The organism is Pelosinus sp. sgz500959 (assembly GCF_042610375.1).
Classification (GTDB): domain Bacteria; phylum Bacillota; class Negativicutes; order DSM-13327; family DSM-13327; genus CTSoil-075.
The window spans coordinates 196,885-219,281 of the sequence record NZ_JBGJZL010000005.1 but is presented as its reverse complement, the minus strand read 5'-3'; the positions used below and the strand labels follow the sequence as shown (position 1 = coordinate 219,281).

The 22,397-nt window shown below is 37.3% G+C and carries 16 protein-coding genes; 10 read left to right on the top strand and 6 right to left on the bottom strand.

The annotated features are described in order from the left end of the window. Nucleotides 1-1,117: 1,117 nt before the first annotated feature. From ACAN52_RS09975 to ACAN52_RS09945, 7 genes are all read left to right on the top strand, one after another. Nucleotides 1,118-3,193: a hypothetical protein gene (locus ACAN52_RS09975; RefSeq protein ID WP_378954578.1), complete on the top strand. Its 2,076-nt coding sequence runs from the start codon at nt 1,118-1,120 to the stop codon at nt 3,191-3,193. Between the two features lie 3 nt (nt 3,194-3,196). Beyond that, a complete protein-coding gene (locus ACAN52_RS09970; RefSeq protein WP_378954577.1) occupies nt 3,197-5,413 on the top strand; it encodes a site-specific integrase in 2,217 nt (738 codons plus the stop codon). Beyond that, the gene (locus ACAN52_RS09965) at nt 5,413-6,480 is read left to right on the top strand and encodes a hypothetical protein (protein ID WP_378954576.1); all 1,068 of its coding nucleotides are present in this window, start codon (nt 5,413-5,415) and stop codon (nt 6,478-6,480) included. Before ACAN52_RS09970 ends, ACAN52_RS09965 begins: the two co-directional genes overlap by 1 nt. A 54-nt stretch (nt 6,481-6,534) precedes the next feature. Further along, nucleotides 6,535-7,074 carry a hypothetical protein gene (locus ACAN52_RS09960; protein WP_378954575.1) on the top strand — a complete coding sequence of 180 codons (540 nt, stop codon included), beginning with the start codon at nt 6,535-6,537 and terminating at the stop codon, nt 7,072-7,074. Further along, nucleotides 7,067-8,938: an AAA family ATPase gene (locus ACAN52_RS09955; RefSeq protein ID WP_378954574.1), complete on the top strand. Its 1,872-nt coding sequence runs from the start codon at nt 7,067-7,069 to the stop codon at nt 8,936-8,938. The genes ACAN52_RS09960 and ACAN52_RS09955 overlap by 8 nt, the downstream gene beginning before the upstream one ends. Further along, the gene (locus ACAN52_RS09950; RefSeq protein WP_378954573.1) at nt 8,911-10,278 is read left to right on the top strand and encodes a hypothetical protein; all 1,368 of its coding nucleotides are present in this window, start codon (nt 8,911-8,913) and stop codon (nt 10,276-10,278) included. Before ACAN52_RS09955 ends, ACAN52_RS09950 begins: the two co-directional genes overlap by 28 nt. A gap of 92 nt (nt 10,279-10,370) precedes the next feature. Continuing rightward, nucleotides 10,371-10,832 carry a hypothetical protein gene (locus tag ACAN52_RS09945; protein WP_378954572.1) on the top strand — a complete coding sequence of 154 codons (462 nt, stop codon included), beginning with the start codon at nt 10,371-10,373 and terminating at the stop codon, nt 10,830-10,832. A gap of 434 nt (nt 10,833-11,266) precedes the next feature. Here the strand turns inward: ACAN52_RS09945 and ACAN52_RS09940 are convergent, their stop codons facing one another. The 4 genes from ACAN52_RS09940 to pckA form a co-directional block, all read right to left on the bottom strand. Beyond that, on the bottom strand, nt 11,267-11,407 hold the full coding sequence (locus tag ACAN52_RS09940) for a pyrimidine/purine nucleoside phosphorylase (protein ID WP_378954570.1): 141 nt from the start codon (nt 11,405-11,407) through the stop codon (nt 11,267-11,269). A 32-nt stretch (nt 11,408-11,439) separates the two neighbouring features. Beyond that, a complete protein-coding gene (locus tag ACAN52_RS09935; protein WP_378954569.1) occupies nt 11,440-12,546 on the bottom strand; it encodes a DUF362 domain-containing protein in 1,107 nt (368 codons plus the stop codon). 22 nt (nt 12,547-12,568) lie between these two features. After that, a complete protein-coding gene (locus tag ACAN52_RS09930; RefSeq protein WP_378954568.1) occupies nt 12,569-14,761 on the bottom strand; it encodes a DNA topoisomerase III in 2,193 nt (730 codons plus the stop codon). 213 nt (nt 14,762-14,974) lie between these two features. Next, nucleotides 14,975-16,537, bottom strand: a complete 1,563-nt coding sequence (gene pckA, locus ACAN52_RS09925) for a phosphoenolpyruvate carboxykinase (ATP) (protein ID WP_378954567.1) — start codon at nt 16,535-16,537, stop codon at nt 14,975-14,977. Nucleotides 16,538-17,357: 820 nt separating this feature from the next. Between pckA and ACAN52_RS09920 the strand changes: the two genes are divergently transcribed. Continuing rightward, nucleotides 17,358-18,119 carry a hypothetical protein gene (locus tag ACAN52_RS09920; protein ID WP_378954566.1) on the top strand — a complete coding sequence of 254 codons (762 nt, stop codon included), beginning with the start codon at nt 17,358-17,360 and terminating at the stop codon, nt 18,117-18,119. Between the two features lie 28 nt (nt 18,120-18,147). Next, entirely contained in the window at nt 18,148-19,098 is a 951-nt protein-coding gene (locus ACAN52_RS09915; protein WP_378954565.1) for a DMT family transporter, read from the top strand. A gap of 11 nt (nt 19,099-19,109) precedes the next feature. Here the strand turns inward: ACAN52_RS09915 and ACAN52_RS09910 are convergent, their stop codons facing one another. Continuing rightward, a complete protein-coding gene (locus tag ACAN52_RS09910) occupies nt 19,110-19,967 on the bottom strand; it encodes a pyridoxamine kinase (RefSeq protein ID WP_378954564.1) in 858 nt (285 codons plus the stop codon). Nucleotides 19,968-20,100: 133 nt separating this feature from the next. Here ACAN52_RS09910 and ACAN52_RS09905 point away from each other — a divergent pair, with 133 nt between their 5' ends. Continuing rightward, entirely contained in the window at nt 20,101-20,244 is a 144-nt protein-coding gene (locus tag ACAN52_RS09905; protein WP_378954563.1) for a hypothetical protein, read from the top strand. A gap of 51 nt (nt 20,245-20,295) precedes the next feature. Here the strand turns inward: ACAN52_RS09905 and ACAN52_RS09900 are convergent, their stop codons facing one another. After that, the gene (locus ACAN52_RS09900) at nt 20,296-22,143 is read right to left on the bottom strand and encodes a diguanylate cyclase (RefSeq protein WP_378954562.1); all 1,848 of its coding nucleotides are present in this window, start codon (nt 22,141-22,143) and stop codon (nt 20,296-20,298) included. Between the last annotated feature and the right edge of the window lie 254 nt (nt 22,144-22,397).

The window sequence follows — 22,397 nt, the reverse complement described above, 5'->3', positions numbered from 1 at the left end:
CCCATTGCACGATAATTTCGAAAAGTAGATATTAATACTGTATTTACCATTAAAATACAAACTCCTGCAATTTTCCTCTTATTGAGTAGATTCTCTCTTTCCCAGTATCCCGCTAATTTAATATAGCTGTAAATATTCCAGAATTAACCAGATTTACACTAATCTCATAAGTGCCTTATTTCTTGGCGACATACATAACAATCATAAACTTATATTCAGAAATAATTCATATATGAGGCTAGCGGTGAGGACTTTATCACTTGTACGTTCTGTGCAGGTCAGGCCGACAATATGCCTACCCCAATTCATCACCGAAAGAAAGATATATTTTATGAATTAATGATGCATATGTAGTTGGGATAACCACTGTCCAACATTATTTGCAACTTAGAGATTTGTTCCAAGAATATTCTTTTAGGAAATTTCTAGTTTGATCATCGGTATGATTCTCCAGTGAGAGTTCTTTCCCATTCAACTTTTTACATTCTTACAGCAAATTACAAAATAAAATGGGATATTCAATGCCAGTTGTGGCTAGAATATCCCATTTTTATTGTTTGCCTTAAAAAATATTGCAAAATAACAAAATTTTTATTAATAAAAATAACGAGCTTTTTTGACAATATTTTACCTGAAGAATTCCATAATTATTATCTAAATAAGTTTATTAAGATTAATTTGGCTTATTTACTATGAAATTCTCTTAATTTTATTTTACCATAAATAGTTTATTCTACCCATAAACACAAAATTATATGTATCAAGAATGATTAAAATTTTATATTTATGGAAATATATTCTACAAGATTCCCTCGATATACTAATCTGATCGATTACTATCCTGAATAACAACCGTAAAAAAGCAGGGTAAAAAATGAAATTAACAGATCTAGATAATAGTCTTTATAAATGAGAATTGATGATGGGCAAGAAACATAATGGACTACTTTATACAATTACGTAAATATAGTTAAAAACTGGAAAGGTCGTGGTACATATATCCATAGATATATCTAACGTAAACCTACCTGCGACAGTAACATCTGGATACTCATCTGTCCCTAAATATCGTTACCGTCTGATAGAGGAAACATTTAGCGAAAAATATAGAGGTCAATTGCAGAATAAATTTCTACTGGAACTCGCAGCATGCTATATGGCAAATGAAGGCAAGACCGTAACTTGCATAAAGGGAGTAAATGGGGCCTTCGGGGCTTTATGTGAGTATTCACTAGATCGCAACGTGCACTCATTGAACGATGTGGTTAATTCTCAGACTATCCCAAAATTTCTTGATTTTATAAAACGATCATATCCCAATAGTTGGAATATGTCTTATGTTGCATTGCGGACCTGCCTTAAAGTGCATTTCCCAGATGTCGTTTGGCCTCAATTACAAAAATTTACCACTACTCCAACTGAAGGTCATTCTCCTTATGCCTTTGGATGCATGATGGTTGCACTAAGACAAGAAATCGATAGAATCCGCGCAAAATCAGGGCGTTTTGAGAGAGCAGTAGAAGCAGGGAGAATCTTAACGTTTGAGGATTTGGAGCCTTGTATTAATACGTCGAAACCGGGTAAATTGACTGCACAGCAACTGGAGCAATTAGCTGATGATTTAAAGCAACTAGGGCAGAGTCTAGAAAATAGAAGAGTGCTTGCTGCTAAGTATGGAATTAGTCTCCCTTTACTAAACGAATATATTAAGATTTGGGAAGCCGGCGGTAAGATAAAAACGAAATCACAAATCTTGTCCCTCACGAAAGAAGACCTTATAGCAACGGTTCATTATTATATCCCCCACTGGCCTGTTGCAACTGTTGTGGCAAGGCTAAACTCTAGAGAAATATATAAAGTTTATAAAGAAATCAGGGGTATTTTACTTGCCAAATTTGACAGCAGAGAAGATGCAGAAAAATTCGCAGATGCAAATGGTGGCATTGTTATAACTAATGATAGCTTTTCAATTTCCGCTAATATTAATCCCGGAGAATACCTCCTTGCCGGCTTTCAAAATTCAGCATTGTGCAAAAAAATGAAGTCGATTGTTTCGAGCGTGCCAGAACTTATTGAGGAATATTTTCTGACATACTATGACCTAACCTGTGTAATTTTATATTTTGCATGTCTGACTGGTTGGAATTTAGAAACTATGCGGTCAGTAAGTGTTCATAGCCTAGGACTTATCTTCAATACGAATAACCCAATGGACCTATTTAGCACTAGCCACATAATTATAAAAGGCTATAAGAGACGGGGACAAGCAGATGACAAAGAAAAGGAATATAACCATATTAGCGATAAAAATGATCGATATGGATTGTACTGTGTGCTATCTGATATTTATAAATTGACTAAACCTTTCAGGCGTTTTCTAAATGGGGATGAACAGAATTGTATTTTAGTAGCAATGAAGAGGGATCATTCTCTTTGTATGTTTGGTCCAAGTAGCAACTGTGTGAACGAACCGTTGAACTCTGGTGGCTCCGGCAATATTAAACTCTTCTTTATGAGAAACGAAATCTTTGAGGATGAGAAATCAAAAAATCGGATAGAAGTAACGAACGCCATGAAAATTAGAACGACATATGAGTCAATGTTGGAACATATGGGTATGTCTGCTGAAATTAGACGTTTCTTTATGGGACATATGACAGTGGATACTACTATGACTTCTTATGGCTCCGACATGGTGTCCCGTGGTATCAGACGTAAGTTGCTCCGAGAAAATCTAGACCAACTTGCGGCCAAGGCTTTTAGAGGAGAACTCTTCCGATATGAACAGGTAAAGAAAGGCCAATCCAATGACAAAATAATTCAGCTTTTTATCCATATCGAAAACACTGTATTTGTATGTAAAGATAGAACTAGGCCGACTTGGCCCGGACATGAAACATATATCGTGTCCAACATCTGCGACTTCTTCGAAAAGTGCTTATTTTGCGAGCAATGCTATGTTACAGAGGACAGCCTCCCGGTCTTATTGCGATGGAGAAGAGACATCAGGGAATATTTAAGTGAAGCCGAAAATGACATAAGTTTAGATATACTAATCTACTTACAGGCTATCGAAGAGGTTCTGGAGTTGTGTAGTATTCGAGGAAATTTGTGGACAGAAGCTCTGATAGATGCAGAAATATCAGAAATAGACCCGGCGTTTACAGCGCCACCATTTTGGTCAGGAGGATAAATTATGGAATATCAAAAAATAAGGGCCGCATTCAATCGGTTTCTCGAGAAACAAATTGACAGTTTTTCTGAAGATGTACAGCAAACTGATTTGAAAGAGATAGTTGAGGAATTTGAGGGAGAGCTACTTACGACTGAATTGATTGGGGCTAATTGCGTTAAGATGGCAAATAAAGCATGCTTGACAGTACCTAACGACGAAGACGTGATAAGTTATAAGCCCGATGGGAATACCCCCTTATCTCTTTTTAAAGATAATAAATGGGCATTAATCGAAGCAAAAAATACAGTTACCATTAACTTTGGACAAAGGCACATCGATATCGGCGTTGATTTATCATCCCCAAATGCCGACCCACTACGGCGACTTCAAAAACTTATAGCGTATTTCCACGTCCCCGGCAAAGCATTTTACTTTCGATCAAGCAAGATAAGAACTACTCAAAACATCGCTGCACAATTCTTGCATTTATACGCATACTTATACAAAAACGGATACTTATTAGTTGCTGATGGGGAATACAAAACTCTTGAAACGGTTAATGTTGAAGATTTAAAGACTGAAGTAAGGGCGCGAATGCAACGAGAAGAAGGGCGACATTGTACTGTCAATTTTGCATATTCAATTGCTAGATGGGCTTTGCTCTCCCAGTTAGAGGTTTTACCAAAGGAGTTCCGAGCTTCGTTTTCCCCAAGAGACTTCTGGTCTAGGGGCTTTAGCAAGGAGGTTGCACTATACGATGCAAGGATGACCCAAGGTTGGGAGGCTATCGATTTTGACGACCTCCAAACTATGCTAACTACTGCAAATAATTACATTCATATTTTTGCGCCCGATCTACTGTATCTATGGCGCAAGCAACAAGAGGCACATACCATCGTATATAAAAAGGGAAAAGAGGTAAGCAGACGTACCATCTATAATTGTGGGTCTACAAAGAGAATCTATCAAGAAATATTCAGTCACCAATTCGTAGAAAATCCCGAATCATCTAAGCCTTGGATCGAGATAACCGCCTTGCAGAGTAGTGATAGCGCGCAGATGAGCAAGTTTTTTATTGATCAAAAACCCTTCACTGTACAGTGGAAAATTTTACTTGGATCAGCTATCTTTATGTTACTCCTTTGGACTGCGATGAGGATAAGTGAACTAAGAACGCTTCAAGCGGATGCTCTACTCATTGACGGCAAACCTTTTGACTTAAACATGAACGTGATGCAACAAGTAGCGCAAGGACAACATTTCGATCTCCTCCGGACCGTTACGAAGACAGAGGTCGCACCTCTGGGTAAAGACTACCTAATTCCCGTGCCTCCAATTGGCGCACAAGCCTTCGCCATCTTGTTTGAATTTTTCAGAGAAAAACGCGAGCGACTGGGCCACAACTACCTTTTGCCTGTGGGTGGATTACATTATACTATTACTGGTAAAAATGATACTTTTTCTAATCCAGCTAGTATTGGTTTTATCTATAACGCATTCGCAAATTTTTGCCATGCTGCCGGTGCGGAGCACCAGCACCCACATAAATGCCGCAAATCGATTGCGACTTTATTAATTAACCACAACCCAAACTCGCTAGAACTCATCCGTGATTTGCTCTGCCACCAGAACATTACTATGACGCTTGTTTATCTAATGAGCCTGCCTGGTATAGCGGAAGATATTAAGAAATACATGTCGGAAAAGCAACGCGCAAAAATAATTCACTTTCTGGAGGATGGCTTAGATGGCAGGCTAGCTGGTGCAGCGGGCGACAGAACATTGGACGCTATAATGAAAAACAGAGTTTTATTCAAAGGGGAAGCTCTTGCAACAACCGTCAAAACACTTGTAAATTCTTTAACTACTGACTCAAACTTTGAGATTGTCAGAACACCAGCAGCGTGGTGTTTAAGATTTCCGTCCCAAGTTCCTTGGGCAGCACCTTGCCTACCTTCTAATGCAATACCTGGAGAGTATCCTCTTCCAAACCCAGCTAGGTGTCAGCCTTGGTTATGCAGGGATGCAGCCCATACTACAAAAGATATCTCTAGAGTAAAAGCCGCACTCGCCTGGACATCAAAAGCGGCATCAGACTCCAAAGCTACTATTTCAAAAGCCCAATACGAAGTACAACTTGTATATTGGAATGACGTACTCTATCAACTGGAAAATGGTCGTCCCGATGTAATTGATCTTAACATTATACCCCAAGCATTGGCCTATGGAGAACAGTGATGGAGTTTACTAAACAAATGTATGTGGTAATGGAGACAATTTGGCATCTGCGGGCAACCACGAGAACACAAAAGCTGGTACATACAGATATTGAAGAGTTATCAAGCAATTTTACCAAAGACAACAGGCCAGTTAAGAGACAAAATTGGTATAATTCCAATGCGAGCCCCGAATGGAAGGCTATCAAAGATGCTATTGAAGGAAAACTACCATCCGACCACATTATCGAACAAACAATCACAGCATTTGGTAAAGCTGATAAAAAAACAGGTATGCTTGCGGCAAAAATATTTGAACTTACAAACGACAAGGAAAAGGCCAAGGTTGAGCTTACAAAAGTGCAACAAGAATTCCAAGAGTTTAAGAAACGAACTTGGCAAGAACAATATGAGGAGTCCCACTTCAGAGTCAATTTTGAGTATTATAAAAATTCGTCTGAAAACCTCCAAAAAGAAAAAAATATGGATATTAAGCTGATACAGAATTACCAAATTGAGAATGCAAGGCTAACGGAAGAAAACACCAAGCTCCGTCGAAGCATCTCAGTCGTAGGTATCGTCGAAAATCCTAAATATCATTTGTTCCAACCCAACCTTCGAGATATATCTGCCGACCTTAGCGATAAAGACCTTCAAGCGGCATATAGACAGGCTTCTATGGAATCATTTACCAAGATGAAAGACACCATGAAGAAGAAGCCAGCAGAAGATATTATTCTAATTTTTCACTATTTTAATATTAATATTGAAAATTTTCTGATCAGAAAACTATCTTTCAAATTTCCAGATAACAATTATGTTTTTGCTTGCTGTGACCTGACTGAAACATCTCGGAGAACTCGCTATCAAGAGATTACAAATATGTTACAGTTAATTAAACCTACAGTTTTTCTTATTATAGGTAAAATGATTAATTTAGAGCAACCATCCAACTTAGTTAAATTGCCTGATACTAAGGCTAATCGAGACATAGAAGATCGCCTTCGGACTAGTGTTGAAAAACTCAATATACTAGAGCCCAACTGCGTCAAAGAAGGATATGAAAACGTGTTTATTATTAGAGGCTAACTACTACCAAGGTGCTTAATACTTAACTAGAACTTTAGAAAGGTGGGGTTTTTATTGAATAATGTACAATCAACTAAGATCTTAAAAGGCCTTAGGGAGAACATATTTTCCGAATTTCTCGAAGAAATTAAAGCTGACGGCACATGGAGAAACTGGTTAAATAAGGATAGCGAACTTCATGTCTCAGGTGTTTGTAAGTTCCTCGGGCAGAAGGAAGGTAACAAGACATGGGATAGTGGATTTATGCGTGGCAGTGGCTGGGGTGTTCATTACAAAAACGAATTTAACAAATGGGTTTATGCAGAACTTTTTGGTAATATTGATGGAGAAAAATTAAGCAATTTGGAAATGACGGATATACTCCCTTCGTGGCTTAATGTAGCTGGCTTGCCAAAGGATGTTAAAAAATTCGTCATAGATCAAGTTAAGGAAAACAGGCGGCTCAGTGAAACGATCCTTTTTTTAAATAGTCAGCTCGAAGCCGTGAAACTTGATCTGCTAAACCTGGATACAAGATTGGCTACAATTAGAAGTGCCCATCATGTTATAGATGAACACTATATGATGAGCATACGGACATTGACATATGTCTAATTACACAAATCTACGATCTGCATTTGCGGCCAAACACTTTCCTGGAATTGGAGATGCCACAGTTAATAAATTATTCTCAATGTTTACTGCCCAAGATCTATTATCCAATATCGCAAACAAACAAACTGATGCATTTACCGCTGGAGGTATTAAAGAAAAGAAGGCTTTAGCTCTTTATTATGGATATTTGATTGCCCGCCCTTTAATTGAGGTTGCCCTATTTCTCGACAGGCATGATTTCTCCTTACCTATTGCATCTAAGGTATATGAATTGTGGGGTTGGAAGTGCATGGACATGATTAAAAGCAATCCGTACCGTCTCCTCGCAATGGCGTCATGGAAAGAAGTGGACCCTCTCGGTCTACAAAGCGGGCCTGAATTCCATCCCTGTCGCCTTGTCGCAGCTATTCAGAATTGCATATATGAAAATTATGAGCAAGGTAAACACACTGCTATAGATAAAGATACTCTCCGAGAGATGACTATGGGTCTTATTAGTTGTTGTAGCGAAAAATTCAATGTGGCTCTGCAACTGGCTATTGATACAGGGGCGATTGTTAAGCACCAATCTTACTTCCAGGCACCTGTTGTGCATCTTTTTGAACGTCGCATCGAACAATTTCTTTTGAATAAGAATAAATCTATACAAATCTGCGAAAGAACTATAAACAGTTTTTTGGACCGACCCCAATATAAAACATTAACTCAGGAGCAATACACTGCTGTAAAGAATTCTCTTATATATAAAATAAGTGTCGTTCATGGTAGAGGCGGTAGGGGAAAAACCTATACCCTGTCTGTAATTGCTGATATCACTGAGGCTCTGCTTAAAAAGAAATTAATTCTATGCGCGGTCACAGCAAAGGCTTGCCAGAGATTATCTGCTGGAACTAATAGAGTTTCTTCAACAATAGCTTCCCTTCTGCATTTAAAAAATCATGCAGTCTTCTCGGATAGTATTGTTATCATTGACGAAGCCTCTATGCTGTCACTTAGTGATGCATACCATCTTTTTCGCAAGCTCCCATCATCAGCGCATCTTGTCCTTCTTGGTGACCCCTATCAGATACCCTCAATTGGTGCTGGTCGTGTTTTTTATGATATTATTCAAAGTAACTTAGTCCCTAATGTAGAACTAACAGTCAATCGTCGCCAGGATCAAAAAACTGATAACCAACTTAATCAAATTATATCTGGCGAATTCCCCGTCTTTGAAGATTATAAAAATACCGCGGGAACAGGGATTTACAAAGAACTTGTTCATGACGTTAATGCAGCCGAAGCTCGTGCCGTCGAACTTTATTTAGAGCTTGCTCGGCGCGGAGAAGAAGTTCAACTCATTTCACCATTGAAGCATTTTGTTGGCGGAAGTGACTCCATCAATGACAAGGTTCACATGGCGCTATTCCGAACAACGGAATACAGCAAATACACTCCCGTTGTATGGAAAAAGAATCTCAAGATTAAGTATGGCATCAGGCTAACGAACGGTAGTGTCGGCTTCGTGAAGGGACGCGGCAGCAACGGAAATTACCTCGAAGTGGCTTTTGAAAACGAGGGTGATGTCCAATTAACTTATGATGAAGTCAATAACTATCTGGGCATGGCGTATTGCCTGACGGTCCACAAAGCTCAGGGCTCTGAATGGGAAAACGTAATCGTTTTACTCCCGCTTAGCGAACGTATGCTTGACCGGAATATGATTTATACGGCACTATCAAGGTGCAAAAAACGTACAATAATCGTCTATCATGACCACAAATTCATAGAGGAAAAAATACGAGCGTTGCCAGTCCATCAAAGGCGGCTCAGTTTGTTGTTACAGGGAGGCTCCGAATGTCTAAATTTAGAATTGAGGATATAGACGAGAAGGTGTTAGGAAGTAGATACCAACACGTAGTTCTGATATACGAACCACGGGAAGAAATACTTTCATACCCTGCTATCTGGCTGAGTGAACATGGTTATACAACAGGCTTTGAGTATGCAAAAATTCTACAGCGATTCTGTAATTACTTGGCGGATGGCCCTTGGTCCTCTGACGAAGTAATGTTGCTATCATTCTGGCGTTTTACTACCGCCAATTCAATAAAAGCATGGAAGACAAAGCGGATAGAGAAAAAATATGCTGAAGGAAAAGTCAGTCCCTCGATAGGAACTATTGACAGAGAAGGAAGTATTATTTGCAAATTCCTTGATTGGGTCAAATTCGAAAAGAAAGTCAATACGCTTTGGGATGGTAATCGAAAAACGGTTACCAAAGCAAGGGCTATACACAATGACCTTCTTCGAGGAATCGCCGGACCAAAATCTAAAGAAGTAGTTGATGTGAACACAAATGTTTCTTTTTCCCCCGATAGTGAAGATTATCCCATTGAGGGGCTTGCGAAAAGACAGCAAACTAAACCTCATGAGTACCTGCATGACTCACAATTAGGAGACTTGTTCCGAGCATTCCCAGATGTGGTCTATAAATATATTGGCCTTATAGCCTATATAACTGGCGTGCGAGACTTTGAAGTGTTAGGAATTCCCTACTGGCGCACAGACAGAGACGGAAATGTTTTTATATCAGACCCAAACCTAATCCGAGAGCGACTTAACGAAGAAACAATAATCTTAAAAGTGCTTGGCAAGGGTAAAAAGCTACGGAACGTAAAAATTGATATGAAATCATGGCTAGAAATTATGGAATCATGGTCCCCTATATATGAGGAACGAAAAAAGCTATATGAGAAAAAAACTGGTGAAAAACTTCCACTCCATATCCTATGGCTAGACAAATCAGGTAATCCAATCTACTGCCCTCCTCAAGATCAAAGGAAGCACTACAAGCCACTGAGGAAGTTACAAGATGCTTTTTATTACGTCAATAAAGGTCGAAAAAAAGATCCACTCCTCGTAAGGTTTGGTCGTAGCGTCGATTATTACTGTTTACGGCATACTTACGCTACTAATTACGTACTTCAAATAATGGAGGTCAGGAGAGAGCGTGAAAGAAATGATTATATTAATGACCACAGTCTTCGCCATGACTTAGCAAACCAAATGGGCCATAGCAGTATTGATACGACCTTCTCGAAGTATATAGATAATGCAATAGTAATCCTCAAAGACCGGGAAGCTGGAAAGGCAACATGTATTTTTCCTAGTTTACATGAGTTGTTGAACTCCAGGAGAATGCGGGACTTGAATAGAACCTGAGCTGCTTGAATTTGCCAAAGAGTCCATTTCTAATGCGATAATTGTATTATCAAGTTTGTACATAGAAAGTCCGAAACTAAAGGAGAATAGATATGAGTGAATTTATTAGTAATAGAAAACCGATTTCCGACGATCCTATGTTGGAAATTATCAAATCTATCTATGAACACCAAATGTTCATACCGCATAATCAACGGCAAGAAATGATTGATCTTTGGAAAAATAGGCGCAAGATCATTATCCGCGAAGATATAGAAGATGCCTCTGACGAACAAGATGAAGACGAAAGCCTAAATCACGTTTTGACCTTTGTTTCGTGGTATGAAGATGACCCTGGGTCCTTAGAAACATGGGATATTGTAGATTGGGCATATGATGGAGGGGCGTTTTTTCTTATTGATGGAAAAAATCCAAGATATATTGATGCAGAATCGATTGTTCTATACATCAAGCGATTCACTGAATGGTATTCCTCAATGCGCTCCCCCCTTTGGGCAAAATATCTAAAGAAAATTGGCTATGATGTTGAACATCTTCTGATGGAACGGAGCTGATTGATAATTGAACCTGAATGACGTGGGATACTCAAAAAATTGTGCATTGTAATACCGTCACAAACTATATCACCGTATTTTCGTATGAAGCTTTTAATATCCACGATCCAAAGAATATCTAGACAATACCTAATGAAAAATCACTTTAGCAGTCGAAAAGCCCAGGCAAGTATATTGATACTCGAAGGAGTATCAATATACCATGTCTGGGCTTTTAACAATATATCTTTTCGGTTTCCTAAAGATTCTTCTCTATGTGTCTCCTTTGAGAAAGCCCTAATCATAGACATAGATTTCTTTTGTAAATACCATATATGGTATTGTCGAATCCGCAATACTATATCTTATAATCTTATATTCAGGGAAAATCTATTCTATTGAATTTGTCAATCGTCCTCTTTTCGAGAAAACTATATTTTTGTCAATATTTCAGATTACGAGAAAAAATCACCAGGTAACATAATCCCCAATGTTTTTTTACTGCCATCAGCAAAAACCACTGTACGACTGGTCACTTTCCCATCAAAATATACATTTGCCTTCTTAATCACTGTTACATTTTCAAATTGTCCCATCTTTTGCACACTCCTCGATTTGTTGTTTTTTTCTATAATTCAATTAAAGTATAAGCACGTTGACCCAGCCCTATTTCTTGCCCATATTCTAACTGGATATCACCTTTAGTTCCTGGATGCAAACCATCAAATTTTTCTTCACCAGCTGCATGACCTTTGGATAATAAAGAGGCCGTAAGACCAATTTGCTTATTAACCAAATCATAACTTGCTTGATCAATAGCGACTGGATCAGTCGAAGCTAAAAAGCCAATATCAGGGACTATCGGTGCATCACTCCATGGCACACAATCACAGTCAGGAGTAATGTTAATCAAAAAGTTGATATAACCAATACGTCCTTCCATACTCTGCACTACACCATAAGCATACTCTGTCATTTTTTCCATAAAGCCTGTTACTTCAGATCCCCAATCCATACCAATGGCTTTCACTGGGCATACTGTCATGCATTCCCCACAGCCAATACATAACTCTGGATTGATGGATGCCTTTTTATCCGTAAGAGTAATGGCTTCTTCAGGACAGACGGGAGCGCATTTGCTACAGCCAATACATTTATCTTGGTTAACGACAATCTTCACAGAATGCTGTTCCTTCTTACCAACAGCTGGCGCACCACCCATGGCCATATTTTTGATGGCTCCACCAAATCCAGCCATCTCATGACCTTTGAAATGAGACATGACAACCATACTATTAGCACTCACAATATCTTTAGCCAATTTTACTGTTTGAAAATGTTTTTTATTAATGGTAACTTCTTCAATATTTTGACTGCGTAACCCATCAGCAATAACGAGTGGCGCACCGGTTACAGAAAAATCAAAGCCATGTTCCAAAGCTGTTACTAAATGATCGACAGCATTGTGTCGACTCCCCGAATACAGTGTATTGGTATCGGTCATAAAAGGTTTTGCACCTTTTGCTTTCAATTTATCTACAATTTGACGGACAAACACTGGATTAATATAACTGTCATTACCACGTTCACCAAAGTGAAGTTTGATCGCTGTCAGGTCATTTTTGTTCACAAAATCATCAAAACCAGCTGCCTCATATAACTTTCTGATTTTGCTAATTTTATTCTCCCGTGGACTGCGAGCGCGTAAGTTTACAAAATACACTTTACTTGACATCGTATTGTATCCCCTTTCTTATTTATTTTAATTTCAATTTAGCAAAGGCTTCTGCTAAAGCTGAGTTAAAAGGTTCATCTTTGGTCTTATTTTGTTCTCGCAAATATTTTGAAACTTCGCCTTTAGAGCTTTGAGAGTGTTCTTTCTTTTTACGTTCATTAAACGCAGATAATTTTTCTCGATAACCGCAGCTGCAGACAAAAATTTGATTTTCCCCTTCGCCCCGAAGTTCTAGTTTCTTATGACAAGTTGAGCAACGTGCATTTGTCACGATGGATATATTTTTCTTATAGCCACATTCTCGGTCCTGACAAACAAACATCTTTCCTTTTTTCCCATTGACTTCGAGCATGAATTTTTCACATTGAGGACACTTATTCCGTGTAATATTATCATGTTTAAATTTGTCTTGGCTATTTTTAATGTCTGTTACTACGACTTTTGCATATTCTTTCATTTCAGTAATGAAAGTATTTTTATTAAGAGAACCCTTAGAAATATAACCAAGTTTCTGCTCCCACTGAGCTGTTAAGGTTGGAGATTTTAGATCTTCAGGCACGAGCTCTAGAAGTTGCTTGCCTTTTGCCGTGATAAAAATATTTTTACCATTCTTTTCAATGACAAAGCTATTAAATAACTTTTCAATGATATCCGCTCGCGTTGCAACGGTGCCTAGACCACCTGTTTCACCAATGGTTTTCTTTAAGGCTTCACTCTCCGTACTCATATATTTGACGGGATTTTCCATGGCGGATAGCAAAGTCGCTTCATTAAATGGTGCTGGTGGTTTCGTTTCTCCTTTAGTGAGAGAAACACTCTCAATTTTTAACACTTCACCTTTATTGATACTTGGTAATAATTGCTCAACGATCTCCTCTTTAGCATCTTCATCATCTGCTGTATGATCATAGATTTCTTTCCATCCTTGATTGATGATTGTTTTACCTTTCGCAATAAAAATCTCACTGCCAATTTTGGCTTTCAAGGTGATCTGCTCATACTCAAATGGCGGATAAAGAGCTGCTAAAAATCGTTTTACAACCAAATCATATATTTTTCTCTCTTTGTCACCAAGAACACTGCGGTTCACGGCTTCCTCTGTAGGAATAATCGCATGATGATCAGACACTTTGTTGTTATCAACAAAACCACTGTTCCCTTTAATCGGTTGTCGCAAAATAGTTGTCGCCAATTGTGCATAAGGTCCAACTCCGCACGCTTTTACCCGATCTTTTAAAGTGGCCACAATATCAGTAGAGATATAACGGGAATCAGTACGAGGATAGGTCAATAATTTATAATTTTCATATAACCGTTGCATAATCGACGTTGTTTCTTTTGGTGAAAAACCAAAGAGTTTATTACCATCCCGCTGGAGTTCTGTTAAATCATATAATTGAGGAGAAAACTTCTTTTTATAAGCTTTATCTACCTCAATGACTTCTGCTTGTTTATTTTTTATGTTACTTAGGATTTTTTCACAAAGATTTTGATCAAAGGTCCTTGTGTTTTTACTTTTACTATCTTGCCAGATCAGTTTTAAATTGTTACTTCCTGTTGCCGTAATGCCATAAAATTCTTTGGGCTTAAACTTCTTAATTTCTTCTTCGCGACTGGCAATAATGGCAAGAGTAGGCGTCTGCACTCTGCCACAAGATAACTGAGCATTATGTTTGCAGGTCAATGCTCTTGTTGCATTAATGCCCACTAACCAATCAACTTCAGCCCGTGCAACTGCTGAAGCAAATAAATTTTCATACTCTTTACCTGGTTTTAGCTTAGTAAAACCTTCTTTTATAGCCTTATCTGTCACTGAGGAAATCCACAATCGTTTAATCGGTTTATGTACATGAGCCTTCTCGATGATCCATCGGGCAACAAGTTCACCCTCACGACCAGCATCTGTAGCAATAATAATCTCACTTACATCTTTGCGATTCATTTGTTCTTTCACAATATTAAACTGCTTACCGCTTTGTTTAATAACAACCAGTTTCAACTGGGATGGCAACATCGGCAAATCTTCTAATCGCCAGGATTTATATTTTTCATCATATACTTCAGGATCAGCCAATGTAACCAAATGACCAAGAGCCCAAGTGACTATATATTTTGCTCCTTGAAAATAACCATTACCTTTTTGATTACACTGCAACACTCTGGCCAAATCTCTGCCAACTGAAGGTTTTTCTGCTAATACGACTACTTTACTCATCTATTAAAGTCCTTTCAAGTGCAAATATCGCTTATATTCATTCACCAATATCCACCAAAATAATAATACCCCAATTATACCCTTATCATTCGATATAAATCAAGTTTCTCTCCCCTGCCCCCTCCTTATATTTGCTCAAATACGATATGCAAGATGGGATAAAATAAGCCCCCAGATCAACATTGATCCAGGGGACTTATTGTCATTTTACTATTATATTTTGGGCCCTGCATTGATAATTGACTCAGGGATTTGAGCACCAAATCTCTTAAAGTTTTCAATAAATAACTGTGCTAATTCACGAGCTTTGGCATCATATTCTTCTTTATCCTGCCATACATTGCGAGGTTTTAGAATTTCTGAAGAAACATTGGGACATTCTGTTGGTATATATACATTAAAAATTGGATCAAGCTCATAAGGCACATCGGCAAGCCAACCTTCAATGGCCGCTGTAACCATTGAGCGAGTATAGGATAATTTCATACGTTTACCTACACCATAAGCACCACCGGACCACCCGGTATTGATCAAAAATACACTAGTATCATGTTTTTCTAATTTTTCTCCTAATAACTTAGCATAGGTTAATGGTGATAAGGGTAAAAATGGTTCACCAAAACATGCCGAAAAAGTAGCTTGTGGCTCTGTTATTCCCCGTTCTGTACCAGCTAATTTACTGGTATATCCTGAAAGAAAATGATACATGGCTTGTTCTTTTGTTAATTTTGAGATAGGAGGAAGAACACCAAAGGCATCAGCTGTTAAGAAGACAACTGTTTTAGGATGACCAGCAACTCCAGGAATAAGAGCATTATGTATATAATCTACGGGATAAGCAACTCGAGTATTTTCAGTCACAGTTTCATCATCATAATCAATTTCTCGATTTTCCTCATCCATCGTCACGTTTTCTAGTACTGAACCAAAATGTATGGCATCCCAAATTTGGGGCTCAGTTTCATGGCTCAAATGAATACATTTGGCATAGCAGCCACCTTCAATATTGAAAATACCATCGTCACTCCAACCGTGTTCATCATCACCAATCAGTTTGCGCAACGGATCAGCTGATAATGTAGTTTTACCTGTACCACTCAGTCCAAAGAACAATGCACTCTCATTATTCTCACCAACATTAGCTGAACAGTGCATAGATAAAACACCCTTATGGGGTAATACATAGTTCATAATCGTGAATACAGATTTTTTCATTTCTCCTGCATATTGAGTACCACCAATCAGTACCATACGACGTTCGAAATTCAGTAAAATAAAGGCTTCTGAATGAGTCCCATCAACTGTTGGATCAGCCTTAAAGTTCGGCATACAAATAATTTCAAAATCAGGAGTAAAGGATTTTAAATCGCCTTCAGGTCGTAGTAATAACTGATGAATAAATAGATTTTGCCAAGCAAACTCATTAATCACTCTAATGTTACTCTGATATTTTTTATCAGCACCAGCAAAACCATCAAATACAAAGAGTTCTTTATCTTTCATATATTCCATCATACGCTGATGTAATTGATCAAATTTTTCTATTGAAAAAGGTTTATTATTTCCCCAGGCAATTTCATCATGAATGACTGATACATCTACAATAAACTTATCTTTAGGCGATCTACCAGTGTATTTGCCAGTTGATACTCGCAGTGCACCATTCCCTGCCAATAAGCCTTCTTTCTTTTGTAAAGACATTTCGATCAGTTCGGCCGTCGTTAAATTGTGGTGAATCATCTTCGCCCCATTGATTATACATTTACTCATAATCATTCCCCTCCCATGATACCTTCTGACTTTACCTTGAAAGTAATAATAATGATTTGATCTCCTGTTATTATTTTACTTTTTTTAAAAAGCTCTTGTCAATATAATGAAACTAAAAAAACTAAATTTTGTATACAAAATTCAAATTATTTTATGTATCATCTTCAGTAATCCATCAATCGAAATGGAAGTTTTTTAATCGAATGAGAAATTATTCACAATCTTAGGCTAAGGTGGACTACCAAAACGACATCCTGATATAGTAAGAAACGATTTGACTTATGCCATATTCTTAAATGCAGGCAGAAACCTTACTCATTCTTACATGGAATTTATTTCTTAATTTTGCAAAAAGAATAAAGGAAACAATGCAATGTTTCCTTTATTCTTTTTTAATAAAGCTATATGATGTTGTACCTGTACCTTTTTATAGGTATATGGTCAACTACATTCCTAAAGCATTGATACTTGATCAAGGGTGGGGGTCGTAGTGCATATCCCCAATTCCCAGCACAACGCAGGTTGTACTCGTTCATACTTCAGTATCTAGTTATATAAAATTGTGGTCCACTTTCCATTTATCTCTGTAATAGAACCACCTCATTTCAAATTCATTTACTTACTCTTCTTTTTCCTCCTTCTTTGATATAGTCTTATTATAATCTTAATAATCGAAAAATTCAACTTTTATTTTATAAAACTTTTAAAATACTTTAGCCTAGACTTTTATGAAAATCAATATGAGCAATGAAACTCATACTATGATATGATAAATATGACAGTAATTATTTTTTGTTAAAATATGTATCATTATAGGGGGTTCTTCATGAACAACATCAAGTACAGATATTCATTTATCTTATTACTCATTGCACTCTTTCTATACTCATCTCCAGCTCATGCCGCAAAGAAAAATTTACCAGCAGAGACCTTCCATCTTACAGGACACGTATATTACGCAAATATTGAAGGAGGATTTTATGGTATTCTTGGTGATGATGGCATAAAATATCAGCCGACTAATTTACCAAGAAAATTCAAGAAAGAAGACCTCTCTTTAAAATTTGATGCAACGCTCAAAAATAGTGGTGTTAGTGCTTTCCAATGGGGAACGATCATCGAATTATCCAATGTTAAAGAATTGATCACCACTGTTTCAAAGGATGAACGCAAAGCTATTTCCGTATTATTAAAACGCATGGATGCATTCAATCAGAAAGATTTAGCTAAACTTCAGCAAGTCGACATTCAATCGCGGAAACTTACCAATGAACAATTTCAAAGTTGGGTCAATCAGTATCATCACTACACTCTACAATATGTTGATATATTTTCTGCTAATTCCACTGAAATTACTGGTGCCTGTTACTATACTCGAGAACTCGTCAATGGTATGACAATGTACGGTACCACAGATTTAGCAGCTATGGGATTCACAATAAACCAAACACCAAATGGTTGGAAAGTGACAGAAGTAGAAAGCCTTAAAAAACCAATCTTTAATTATCAAAATGATGCTCTTGCTGATATAAAGAAAAAAACAATGGAAAAATATAAAACTGATAACTTATCTACCTTCGGGCAATAAATCTTACCTATGGAGGAAAAAGAAATCAATGGAACTATTCTTGAAAAAAACAAAAATAATCATTCAATCTCTTCTTTCCGATAAAGTTCTCGCCAACCTTGCCATGCTCATCACAGTCACCTTATGGGGGATGTCATTTATCAGTATCAAAACTGCAGTTAAAGAAGTACCTCCTATTACATTAGCACTCTTACGTTTCATGATTGCTAGTGCAATTTTATTAACAATCACCAAAAAAATCCAGCCGAATGTCAAACTACAACGCTGTGATTGGGGGAAAATGACCATCGCAGGTTTCTTCGGTATAACTTTATATTTCTACCTTGAAAATACAGGTATTAGTCTCACTACAGCATCAAGTGCAGCACTGATTACGGCTATCATTCCTATTCTTGCCATTGCCTTAGATGTGCTTGTCTTTAAAACTAAAATACCTCTTATCCAATCTTTAGGAATCATCGGCGCCATGTCTGGAGCTTATTTAGCCATTACCGCCAATGGTCAACTCGATTTTTCTTCTCAAACCTTTAAAGGTAATCTGTGTATTGTTGGTGCAATGCTTTCATGGTCTTTATACACATTGCTCAACAAATCACTAAATGGTAAATATTCAGGTTTATTTCTGACTACCTATCAGACTTTGTTTGGAACTATATTTTTAATTCCTCTTTCATTATTTGAATATAGTCAATGGCACTTTTTTTCATGGAATGCTTTGAGTAACATTTTCTACCTTGCTATTTGCTGTTCCGCTCTTGGTTATTTTTTATATATTTATGCATTAAGCAAACTTGATGTTACCATCACAACCTTATACTTAAATCTAATGTCTATCATTGGCGTACTCAGCGGTCATTTTTTCTTAGCAGAAACTATTTTCCCCACTCAGATTTTAGGCGGAATCATGATTTTGATCAGTATTATCATTATCAATTTTGCGAACTCACCAACAAAAAAACTAGCTTACGAAAACTCTTAAATGTTATTTTTTCATCCTTCGTTATCAACTTTGCGGCAAAGCCAGGGTAATACACTTTCTAATAGCACCCCTTCTCGTTTAGGAGTACAAGCATCAAAAGTAGCTTTAATTGCTAATGCGACAAAGTCTGAAGCCAGTTCCATTGCTGTATATAGATCCTTTCCCTTCATCAATGAACCCGTTAATACACTAGCAAAAATATCTCCTGTCCCTGGATACTGAGCCATAATATAGTCTTTAGAAACTTCCCAGAAGGAGCCTGTTTGCTGATCATACCCAAGATTGATGACCTTCTTTTGGTCTACAATAATTCCAGTCATGACTACAATTGATGGACCAAGATCAGCCAAGCGAACAAGCCACTCCTTCATCTTTTCCATATCATAATGCTCTGTTTGATAAGGTTCACCTAGTAAAAAGCAAGCTTCCGTATAATTTGGTGTAATAATATCGGCTTTTTTGACTAAAACCTTCATCTGTTCCTGCATATAGGGCGTATATGTGGAATAAAGTTTACCTCCATCTCCCATGACAGGATCAACCACGACGAGAGGAGTATTTTGTGAAAATTCATCAATTAAATGACACACTAAAGCGATCTGTTCCTCTGACGCAAGAAAACCACTATAAATGCAATCAAATATAACATCTTCTCTCTTCCAGTGCTGAGAAAAAATTGGCATATGATTAGTAAAATCATAAAAAGCCGGCTGACCAAATCCACCTAAATGAGTACTGAATAGAGCCGTTGGCAACGGACATACTTGAACACCCATACATGATAAAACGGGTATAATTGTAGTTAAGGAACAACGTCCAAAACAAGAAAGATCTTGAATCGCAACTACCTTTGGTACAAAAGGTTTCATTTTTTTGACTCCTTGTGAGTTTTAAACATAGAATACCACACTTGACTTAAAATTAATATTCCATTACTTTTGCTATTACAATATGTTACAATTAAACAAAGCAATATTATTTATTAAATAATGGAGGTTAAGTATGGCTGGATGTAATGAACAGAATTGTACCTGTCCTAAAGTTGACTGTGCGCGCCACGGAAAATGTTGCCAATGCATCAATTTTCATCGTGAGAAGGAAAACCTAGTCTATTGTGTAAGAGAAATTGCTCAAAAAAATAAGTAAAAATTGCGAGAGATGCCCTACAGTTCTTTTTGAACTGTAGGGCATCTCTTTTTATTGCTTAGATTTGGCTAATTTCACTTGATTGCGTCCTTCTCTTTTTGCCTGGTAAAGAGCTTCATCAGCCTTAGCAATGATCATTGCTGAAATATCATCCTGGTCTGGTATCATAACAGCGATCCCAACGCTAACAGTAACACTTTCACTGATTGATGAACCTTTATGTTCGATCGCCAATTGTTCAACAGCCACGCGTACCTGTTCACCCATTACAATCGCATCTAACTCATTCATATCTGGTAAGACAAATGCTAATTCCTCTCCACCATAGCGAGCAACAATATCAATGCTACGTTTTGGTATACTTCTTAGCTCTTTTGCAATCAATTTTAAACACTCATCTCCAGCCATATGACCATAAGTATCATTATAGTTCTTGAAAAAATCAAGATCAATCATCAGTAATGCAAGGGATGTTTTATCTCGCTTTGCTCTTTGCCATTCTCTTTCTAAAAATTCATCAAAGTAACGGCGATTAGCAATTCCAGTAAGTCCATCAGATAATGAGATTCGTTGTAGTTCCTCATTCAAAATCAATAAATTAGCATTAGCTGCTTGATGTTTATTAATTTCCTCTTCCAATGCCCTTGTCCGTTCATACACTTTATCTTCTAGTTTAATATTCAATTGTCGAAGTACTTCTTCAACGAGCTGACGTTCAGAAATCTCCTCCTCAAGTGTTGCGTTCATATCTTGTATCTCGCTCACTTTATTCTCGAGTTTCAGCTCATTTTCCCTGAGAAGGCTGACAGTATGTTGTATTTTATGACTCATTTCTATAAAAGTCTCACAAAGAACAGATAATTCACGAGGCATATTTCTTGAATAGTTTTCGAGATCAATTTTTTCATAGTCTTCCCTCATAACAAGTTTAGACTGTTTAATTAACCAGTATAAGGGATCTTTTATTCGATTGGTTATCAATGTCACAAAGGGCATAATGAGTAGAACCAATAATAGACTGACACCAGCCATTATCCCTAACTGATAATAAATAGGTTTTAAAATTTCGGCTTCACTGATATTGCCAACGAGTGTCCAACCGCGTTCAGGCATATACTGATAAGCTCCCATCACCTTTTCGTCCATGTAATCAATCCAAGTCGCAGTGCCCGTTTCACCCAAATGGATATTACGCAACGCATCACTAGATAATTTAACTTTCATGATAGCTGTATCTTTCGTAAGTCCTTTCCCAATTAATACATTCAAGTATCTTGGTTCAGTGAGCATGATTCCGTCCTGGTTAACTAAACGAACCTCCTCTGTCTGACCAATCCAATTATCACTTAAAAGCATGGCCAGTGCTGTCGTTTTCACGGAACCAAGAATCACTCCTTGAAAAATGCCATCATAATTATAAACAGGAGCTGAAAAATTAATAATAGGTAAACCACTATTACGACCAATGACTACATCTGAAATATACTCATTTCCCAACTTAGCTACTTCAAAATAAGGTTGTCCAACGGCAGATCGGTATTTAATTTCTTTATTGAAAGTTGATATTTTAAATATTCCAGAGCTATCTATATAAGATAAGGTATCAAAGTCTTTGTTCCCCTGTTGCATGAGGGTGAGAGTATGCTTCATTTGCTTTTCATCTAAACTACGGAAAGCTTCTAAGTAACTCAGCCTGCGTACATTATCGGCCCGTTCCATCATCCAATGATCGATTAGCCTTTCTTGAGAATGTACTCTCTGACTAATCATCTCCAGATTTTTCTCCTTAACTATTTTGATCTGACCAACTGTATAAACTATCATGACTAGTAAACAGGGAACAATGACAAGAAAAATCGTCCATAATCTGAATTGATGTCCTAATGTTTGAGTCTTCATGTCTTTACTCCTTATTTTTACATTGCAGTTATCAGCTCAGATACTGAAATTAAGAAAACTTTACCATAAATCAAATATAATTGCTTATCTTTTTCGACAAACTATTTTATATACCTTCAATTATAATTAACTATTTTTCATATTAATAAATTGTCTACGAGAGTACATCCTTTCTTAAAACGAAAAAGCGGTGTAAACTTCTTAGCATCTAAGGAGTTTACACCAGATTATTTTGAACAAACAATATTATCTTT

What these genes read in the sequence shown, in the direction of transcription:
- ACAN52_RS09900 (WP_378954562.1), bottom strand. Translation starts at nt 22,143, where the DNA reads ATGAAGACTCAAACATTAGGACATCAATTCAGATTATGGACGATTTTT.
- ACAN52_RS09915 (WP_378954565.1), top strand. Translation starts at nt 18,148, where the DNA reads ATGGAACTATTCTTGAAAAAAACAAAAATAATCATTCAATCTCTTCTT.
- ACAN52_RS09955 (WP_378954574.1), top strand. Translation starts at nt 7,067, where the DNA reads ATGTCTAATTACACAAATCTACGATCTGCATTTGCGGCCAAACACTTT.
- ACAN52_RS09930 (WP_378954568.1), bottom strand. Translation starts at nt 14,761, where the DNA reads ATGAGTAAAGTAGTCGTATTAGCAGAAAAACCTTCAGTTGGCAGAGAT.
- ACAN52_RS09950 (WP_378954573.1), top strand. Translation starts at nt 8,911, where the DNA reads ATGTCTAAATTTAGAATTGAGGATATAGACGAGAAGGTGTTAGGAAGT.
- ACAN52_RS09905 (WP_378954563.1), top strand. Translation starts at nt 20,101, where the DNA reads ATGGCTGGATGTAATGAACAGAATTGTACCTGTCCTAAAGTTGACTGT.
- ACAN52_RS09965 (WP_378954576.1), top strand. Translation starts at nt 5,413, where the DNA reads ATGGAGTTTACTAAACAAATGTATGTGGTAATGGAGACAATTTGGCAT.
- ACAN52_RS09940 (WP_378954570.1), bottom strand. Translation starts at nt 11,407, where the DNA reads ATGGGACAATTTGAAAATGTAACAGTGATTAAGAAGGCAAATGTATAT.
- ACAN52_RS09945 (WP_378954572.1), top strand. Translation starts at nt 10,371, where the DNA reads ATGAGTGAATTTATTAGTAATAGAAAACCGATTTCCGACGATCCTATG.
- ACAN52_RS09970 (WP_378954577.1), top strand. Translation starts at nt 3,197, where the DNA reads ATGGAATATCAAAAAATAAGGGCCGCATTCAATCGGTTTCTCGAGAAA.
- ACAN52_RS09910 (WP_378954564.1), bottom strand. Translation starts at nt 19,967, where the DNA reads ATGAAACCTTTTGTACCAAAGGTAGTTGCGATTCAAGATCTTTCTTGT.
- ACAN52_RS09935 (WP_378954569.1), bottom strand. Translation starts at nt 12,546, where the DNA reads ATGTCAAGTAAAGTGTATTTTGTAAACTTACGCGCTCGCAGTCCACGG.
- ACAN52_RS09920 (WP_378954566.1), top strand. Translation starts at nt 17,358, where the DNA reads ATGAACAACATCAAGTACAGATATTCATTTATCTTATTACTCATTGCA.
- pckA (WP_378954567.1), bottom strand. Translation starts at nt 16,537, where the DNA reads ATGATTATGAGTAAATGTATAATCAATGGGGCGAAGATGATTCACCAC.